This is a genomic window from Streptomyces sp. CB01881 (genome assembly GCF_002953255.1).
Lineage (GTDB): Bacteria > Actinomycetota > Actinomycetes > Streptomycetales > Streptomycetaceae > Kitasatospora.
The window spans coordinates 10,785,902-10,793,059 of sequence record NZ_CP026498.1 but is presented as its reverse complement, the minus strand read 5'-3'; the positions used below and the strand labels follow the sequence as shown (position 1 = coordinate 10,793,059).

The 7,158-nt window shown below is 73.1% G+C and carries 5 protein-coding genes and 1 pseudogene; all 6 read right to left on the bottom strand.

What is annotated here, in order from left to right; all coding sequences use genetic code 11:
- Positions 1-138: 138 nt before the first annotated feature.
- A complete protein-coding gene (locus tag C2142_RS36475) occupies positions 139-783 on the bottom strand; it encodes a DUF6304 family protein (protein ID WP_148647084.1) in 645 nt (214 codons plus the stop codon).
- 861 nt (positions 784-1,644) lie between these two features.
- Positions 1,645-2,103, bottom strand: coding sequence for a hypothetical protein (locus C2142_RS36470; protein WP_148647083.1), 459 nt, complete (start codon positions 2,101-2,103; stop codon positions 1,645-1,647).
- Between the two features lie 347 nt (positions 2,104-2,450).
- Positions 2,451-3,281, bottom strand: a complete 831-nt coding sequence (locus C2142_RS36465; protein WP_148647082.1) for an SDR family oxidoreductase — start codon at positions 3,279-3,281, stop codon at positions 2,451-2,453.
- Complete coding sequence (locus tag C2142_RS41835) at positions 3,278-3,412, bottom strand: hypothetical protein (protein ID WP_277347301.1); 135 nt, start codon at positions 3,410-3,412, stop codon at positions 3,278-3,280. Before C2142_RS41835 ends, C2142_RS36465 begins: the two co-directional genes overlap by 4 nt.
- 226 nt (positions 3,413-3,638) lie before the next feature.
- Positions 3,639-4,391, bottom strand: coding sequence for a hypothetical protein (locus tag C2142_RS36460; RefSeq protein WP_148647081.1), 753 nt, complete (start codon positions 4,389-4,391; stop codon positions 3,639-3,641).
- A gap of 119 nt (positions 4,392-4,510) precedes the next feature.
- Positions 4,511-7,158: pseudogene (locus C2142_RS36455) on the bottom strand (hypothetical protein); the annotation flags it as partial.

Genomic DNA, 7,158 nt, shown 5'->3' with positions numbered 1-7,158 from the left:
CGTCGGCGTCGGCGTCGGCGTCGAAGCGGACCAACCGACCGTCCTCGGTGAGTACCACCCACCGCGAGGACGGAGCCCCGGCGACCGGCGCGACATCGGCGACGAGGCCCAGTCCCGCGGGCAGCAGGGACGAACCGGTCATTCGAACTCCGGGCAGTGATAAGTCTCCTGGACGTATCCGGCAAGGCCGCTCCACAGGGACATGAGACCTCTCTTGCCGGAGACCGCCCGGAATTCCTCCTTGGTGTTTCGGAAACACGCGAGCGACCCCATGAACCCGTACCCGGCGGGGTGGTAGTCGGACAGCGCACACGTGGAGCAGGTCGCCAGTCGCATTCCGTCGGGAACGTTTTGCTGCAATTCCAGGAGCGCCGATTCGATGTCCGGGTGATGCGCCGTGGAGACGTTCCCGCCCGACACGGCAAGGGCGAGCGAGACCCCGTACACCTGCCCGGGCACCGGGGCGCTCCGGTTGGGAACGCAGAGATGCGCCGTGAGGTCGAACCGCTCCGTACCGGCACCGGTCAGCACGGTGACAGGAGTCGACCACGTGAGCTCGTAGCCGCACAGGTCCGTCCCGTCGAGCTCGGGGGGCTCCGGGGAGGCGACGGCCTCGCCGACCAGCTCCAAGGAGTCGGGGCTTTCCCCTTCGAAGCGGTTCCCGCGCCATTCGAGCGAGAACGTCTGGCCGTTGTTCGTCATGACCCCGGTGCTTTCACCCCACCGGTCCCGGATGGAAACGGAACCCGTCACAGGGGATTCGTACATGAACTGAGGTTTCATGCGACCCAGTATGCCCGGCGGAAAACGCCACACCAGGCCGGAATGAAGCCCTGACAAGTAGACGACAAGCACATGCCAAGGGCGCCTTTGACGGACCTCTCCGGCAGCCTCGTCTTCATGGAGCAGGCCGACCGGGTCGATCCGCAGCGGCAGATCACCGTCCGCACGACCGTGGCCCGCCCCCTTCGGGCCGTCGATCCGGAGCGGGCTCCCGGCGAGACGGTTTCGCCGGAGCACGTGGAGCGGCTGCTGAGGAATCTGGGCCGAGGGCGTCGTGACGTACAAGTACAGGCCGCTGAAGCCCAGGCTGCTCGTCGAAGGCGGCGACGGGCCCTACTTGGCGAGCCTCGTCAAGCGCCGGCTGGACCAGCCGATCGAGCAGCGCAGCTCGCAGACCGGCGTCCACGCCCGCTTCGGGGCCGCCCGGGGGACGGCGCTCAACGACGTCGTGCTCCTGCGCAGCCCGGGGCACAAGTCCGCGGCGGTCGCCGTACGGGTCCAGGGCGAGCCCTTCGTGGCCTACACCGCCGACGCGGTCGTGGTCGCCACCCCGACCGGACCGCTCCGTCTTCCTCTCCAGCGGCGAGCGGCTCGACCTGGAGGTCCTGCCGCACAGCGGCGACCTCGCCATCGAGGCCGACGGCCGCCTGGTCGGCCACGTCTCACCGGGCGACAGCGTCGAGGTGACCATGCTGCCCGCCGCCGCACGCGTCGTGCGACTCGGCCACACCACCTTCTACCAGCGGGCCCAGCGCAGACTCCGGCTCACCGGCTCGGCAGAACACGGCTGACTCTCCGGTCCCATGGGCGCCTCCGCCTCCGGCCTCGGTATGTCAGAGGTCATGCAGGAGTTCGATCCTGTCATGATCCTCCGCCCGCCTGGTGCCGCGCCTCTATGGCCTTGCCGGTGTTGGCGAAGGCCTTCGAGAGATGGCGCTTGCCGACGGTGCCGACGACCACGCCGAGCACGCGTCCCTTGAAGTTCTTGCCCTCGCGTACCACGACGGCGTCCACCTCGGTCGTCCCGTCGGCCTTCGGCGTGAACGTGTACGTGTGGCCTGATTTGCCGCCCCACACGTTGGAGTCGGTGGTCGTCAGGACGACGTGGCGGGGATCGGACCAGTCGTAGTGCAACCGTTCCCAGATTCCCGCCGAGCCCTCGGTGACATCGGCCTCGTCGGGTCCCCGGTCGTGCACCTCGAGGTACTTGTCGGCGCTGTTGCCGAAGAGCTCCGAGCGCCCCGGCCCGAAGTCGGTGAGCCCGGCGACGAACTCCTCGGGCGTGGCGGCGATCGTCTGATGCAGATGAATCGTGGACATGTGCGCTCCTTGCCGTGAGCAGGCCCGCTCCGAGCCTCTCTCCGCGCCACACCGCCCGCAACAGTTCGGCGCACGCCGGGCGTCGAACTCCGCAGCGGCTGCCGGCGCCCGGGCCGCTCAGCGGCCCGGCGCCCGATGTCGGCACGGAACCAGGCCGGGACCGCGAGGGGTTGACCGGTGGCGGTGCGCGGGGTGGCGACGTCCAGGTCGTGGCTGGTTCGATCGGCCCGCACGTGGGCCTGAACGGCGTATCCGCCGGTGAGCACCAGGGCGTACGGGGGCGCCGACAGCAAGCACGTCCGACGGGAGCGCGCACGACGGTGTCCGTCCCGTACCCGGGCCGCTGGTCACAGGGAGTCCACGAGGCCGCCGTCGACGACGAAGTCGGCGCCCGTGATGTTCGCCGCACCGGGACCGGCGAGGAACAGCACGAGATCCGCGACCTCCGACGGACGGGTGAAGCGGCCGGTCGCCGACTGGGCGGCGGCGGCGCGGGCCACGTCGCCGGGGTCCACGCCACGGGACTGGCCGACCGTGGCGGCGACGCCGTCCGCGCCCCGCCACAGCGCCGTCTCCACCGGGCCGGGACCGATCGTGTTCACCCGCACACCGCGCGGCCCGACCTCCTTGGACAGGGCCTTGCAGAAGTTGGTCAGCGCGGCCTTGGCGGCGCCGTAGTCGACCACCAGCGGGTCCGGCAGGCGGGCGTTGACCGAGGAGACGGTGACGATCCGTCCCGCGCCGGAGGCGAGCAGATGCGGCAACGCGGCCCGGGTGGCACGAACGGCGGCCATGAGGTTGACGGTCAGGGCCCATTCCCAGTCCTCGTCCGTCACGCTCAGGAAGCCGTCCACCCGCGGGCGAACCGCCCCGACGTTGTTCACCAGCACGTCGATACCGCCGTGCACTGTGGCGGCCTCGGCGACCAGCGCGTCCGGACCGCCCGGCGTCGCCAGGTCGACCTCCACGAAGGTGAGGTTCGCGCCCCGCTCCACGTGCGCGTCGAGGGCCTCGGTGCGTCTCCGCGATCCCGCGACGACGTGGCATCCCGCCGTGAGGAACGCCTCGGTGATCGCGAGCCCGATGCCGCGTCCGGCCCCGGTGACCACGACCCTCTGTCCGGCCAGGCCCGCGTCGGGGCGGGGAGCTCCGGCTCGTGGCGCCGCAGGAGGGGTCATCGCCGGGTCTCCGGGGTGTGCTGCCGCAGCCGGCCGAGCCCGGTGTCCGACCGGCCACAGCCCTGCCGCCGGACGAAGCCGATCCACAGCCGCCAGGAGCTGCTGCGCAGCCAGATCACATGGACGAACACGCGGGGGATCGTAACGGTCACAGCTGCTGCCTCTCTGCACGGCGCGCGCGGGCGTCCTGACCCGGCAGATCCATCAGACCGTAACCCCCGCGGCCGCGCACCAGGAAACCGCTCAAGGGCGTCAGTTCCCGATGTCAAAGGGGCCCGCGGGACCTGTCATGAGAGCGTTCCCCGCAGGGGGACCGGGCGGGCGGCCCCGCGTGCGGGACCGGCGGGACCCAGCGGATCAGCCCGGTTGCAGGGCCCGCGCCAGGTCCTCGGCCTCGCGCAGCTGCTCGACGCCCAGCCGGCGCAGGCCGCGCAGCAGCAGGGCGGCGTCCGTCGCGGACGCGTCCGGCCGGGGTGCCTCCGGCGGCAGCGGCATGCCGAGGAGCGCCGCCGGCACGGCCGCGGGCAGGCCGAGCACGGTGGCGAAGTCGACGAGCAGATCCGGGGTCGGCTGGGTCTCCCCGGAGGCGATCCGCCCGTAGGCGGTGGACATCCAGTAGCGCCCGGTGAGCAGGTGGAAGACCTTCGCCGTCCCGGTCCAGCCGAGGTTGCGGGTGGCGACCATCCGCATCAGCAGGTTCCCGGCGGACCGCGGGTCGGGGGCGGGGGCCGAGGCGGGCAGGCCCTCGATCCGCCCGGTCGCCCGGGCGGGCGGCAGACCGGCGACGAACGCGCGGAGTTCGGCCCGCCGGTCGGCCGGCAGTGCCTTGCCGAACCGCACCACGCTGACGATGGAGGTGGTGGCCATCCCGCCGGCCGGTGCGAGGTTCTCCGGCAGCGGGACGGCCGCGATCTCGAACAGGTCGGCGGTGTCCAGGCCGAGCGCGGGGGCGAGGCGGCGCAGCAGCGCCTGGTCCGGCGTGGCGCCGTCCAGCAGCGCGGCCACGTCGGCCTCGCCGGCCCCCGCCCGGTGGGCGAGCTCGGCGGGCTCCTGACCCTGGTGGTGCAGCAGGCGTGTCAGCAGGACGGCGAAGCCGGGAAGCTCTGTCATGGCGCCAGCATAGGGCGGGCCGGTCGGTCGGCCGCACCGCCGCCCACCTGGGAGGATGCCTCGGACGGGCGGCAGCGGGTCGTCGTGCGGCGGGGGGCGGTCGAACGGCCGCCCGGGGCTCAGGCCCCCTCCTCTCCGGTCGCCCCGGTCGGGGGCGGGGCGAGCACGTCCGGGTCGAGGCCGAGCAGGACGGCGAAGTCCCGCAGGATGCGGCGCGGGCCGAAGTCGCCGTCCGTCCCGGCGAAGGTGGCGATCTCGGCGGAGAGGCGCTGCGCCACGCCGGGGAGCAGCGCGAGCGCGTTCGCCAGCACGCTCGCCTTGTCCCCGTCGAAAGAGTTGTGGTAGGGGATGGCGTACGCCAGGTCGTCGTCGAGCATGGACTTGTACGCGGCCTCGTCGAAGGTCCAGCCGCGGAAGGCGAAGCGGTCCCGGGCGGCCGCCATGACGCCCTTGAACAGCTCGCCGACCCTGGCCTCCGTACCGGCACCGGCGCTGGCAGCGGCCGACGTCGAGGAGGTCGAGGTCGGGTCTGAGGTCGAGGCCGACGTCGAGGCGGTGGCGGCGGCCGGTTCGGCGGGCCGGTCGCTCCGGGTCCGGAGCCGCAGGTCCTGGTAGCCGCTCCACTTCGGGTCACCGACGCCCAGCCGCTCCGCCGGGGCCTGCGTGAACCGGGCGTCGGCCGGCGCGCCGAGCTCCGTCCCGCCGACCCAGCTGCCGCCCTCCGCCAGCAGACCGTCGACCGCGTCCGCCACCCCCTGCTCCGAACGCCACTCCAGCAGCCAGGAGTCCTTGTCCATCACCACGTCGAACCGTTCGCCGGGGTTGGCGTGGAGGTACTCGTCGTAGGTCACCGCGTGGTAGTCGACGGTCAGCACCGGCCCGTCCGGGCCCTCGACGGTCAGCCTGGTCACCCGGCCGGGTTCGGTCTCGGCCTTGACGACGGTGTGGCCCGGCGTCGCGTACCCGCGCAGGCTCTGGTCGAGGACGCCGACCACCTGGTCCAGGTGGGCCCGGCGGGTCACCGCGTTCAGGTTCTCCGGGTCGACCCCGACGAGGGTCATCCGGGTCGCGCGGGTGGTGAAGAGCGGGTGCTCGATGTCCGCGTTGGCACCGAGGTAGAGCAGCGACGCGCCCTGCGGCCCCTCGCCGGAGCGGGTCAGCCGGTTGAGCGCGACGAGGGTCTCGTACTTGGGGGTCATCGCGACCCCGGCGGCCCAGCGGCCGAGCGCGCGGTCCTCGACCCAGGACGGGTGCTCGCCGATCACGGTGGTCACCTGCCCGGGCCGCGGGCCGTCGCCGAACAGGTAGTCGACCGTCTCCTCGCCGACACCGTGGCGGACGGCGTTGGCCCGCGCCTCCCGGCTCCCGCCGGGGCTCGCTCCGGTGGTCCCTTCAGCGTTCCGTTCGGCATTCCGTCCGGTGCTCCCCTCCGTGCTCCCCTCGGGGTGGTCCACGGCGGTCGGGCCGGGTGGTTCGGGCTCCGGGTGGTCGAAGGTGACCACGGCCTGCCGGCGGTCCTCGGCGGTGAGGTGGGCCGGGTCCGTCCCCAGCGGCGCCAGCTGGCCGCGGGAGCGCGTCCGGACCTCGAAGTCCGCGACCGTGAGCCGGGTTTCGTGGTCGCCCAGGTGGGTGGCGAGCCGCTCGACGAGGAGCTCGGCGAGGGCGTCCGCGCGCTCCTTGCCGATCTGCATGGCCCGCCCGAAGTGCGGCCGGCCCGCGACGGTCCCGTTGCCGTGCCCGGTGACCGTGATCCTCGGCAGCGGCAGCCCGGACTCCGCGCGCCCGACCGCGGTACGGACCAGTTCGGCGGCGAGGTCGTCGGCCCGGGCGAACTGGGCGGCGTCCGGTTCGACGACTCCCTCCGCGTAGCGGAACGCGTGCCCCTGGGCGGCGGGCTGCGCGAACTGGGCCGGCTGGTCGGGCAGGCCGGACGAGCCCGCGTGACCCGCCTGGCCGGCGTGATCGGACTGAGCGGGCCGGCCGGCCTGATCGGGGTCGCCGATCGTCATCGGAGCGCGCGGGGCCACCTCGACGGGGTCGGTCACGGCGGCGGGCGGGGCCTCCACCGCTCGGGGCTCCACCGCCCGGGGCTCCGCTGCCCGCGGCTCCGACACCGGGGGCTCGGGCCGCTCCGCGGCGTGTACCAGCTCGGCCCGGTCGGCGTCGGGTCGGAAGCGGACCAGCGGCTCACCGCCCGGCAGGTGCGAGGCGTTGATCTTGGAGAAGATGCCCTTGCTGAACGGCGACTGCGGCGACCAGTAGCTGTGCGCCCCGTGCATGACGGCCATGTCGTTGGCCATCATCTCCCCGACCACGCCGTCGTACCGGGTCGGCGTCAGCCGGGAGCCGCCCGGGGTGGAGATGTCGAACACGTCGTGGTCCCCGGTGATGGGCTTCCAGCCGCCGTGCCCGTCCTCCCCCAGCACCAGACCGTTCTCCACCCGGAACCGGCCCTCGGACGCCAACCGGTCCATCACCGGCGCCAGTTCGGCGAACTCGTGCGCGCGCTGACGGTACCGGGCCTCGACCCGTTCCCGGCCCGCCTCGTCCAAGCCCTCGACCGAGGGCCGCACCGGCTCGAAGTACCCGACCAGGCCGACGTGTTCGCGGTCCGCGCCGAGGTGGACGTCCAGCTCGTTGACGGTCTTGGCCTTGATGTCCTTCGGCTTCGGCAGCATCCCCCGGTCGAGCCACTTCGGGGCCTCGGTGTTGGTCGGCCTGACGTCGATCACCAGGTTCCGCTCGCGGGCGAGTTGACTTGCCGACG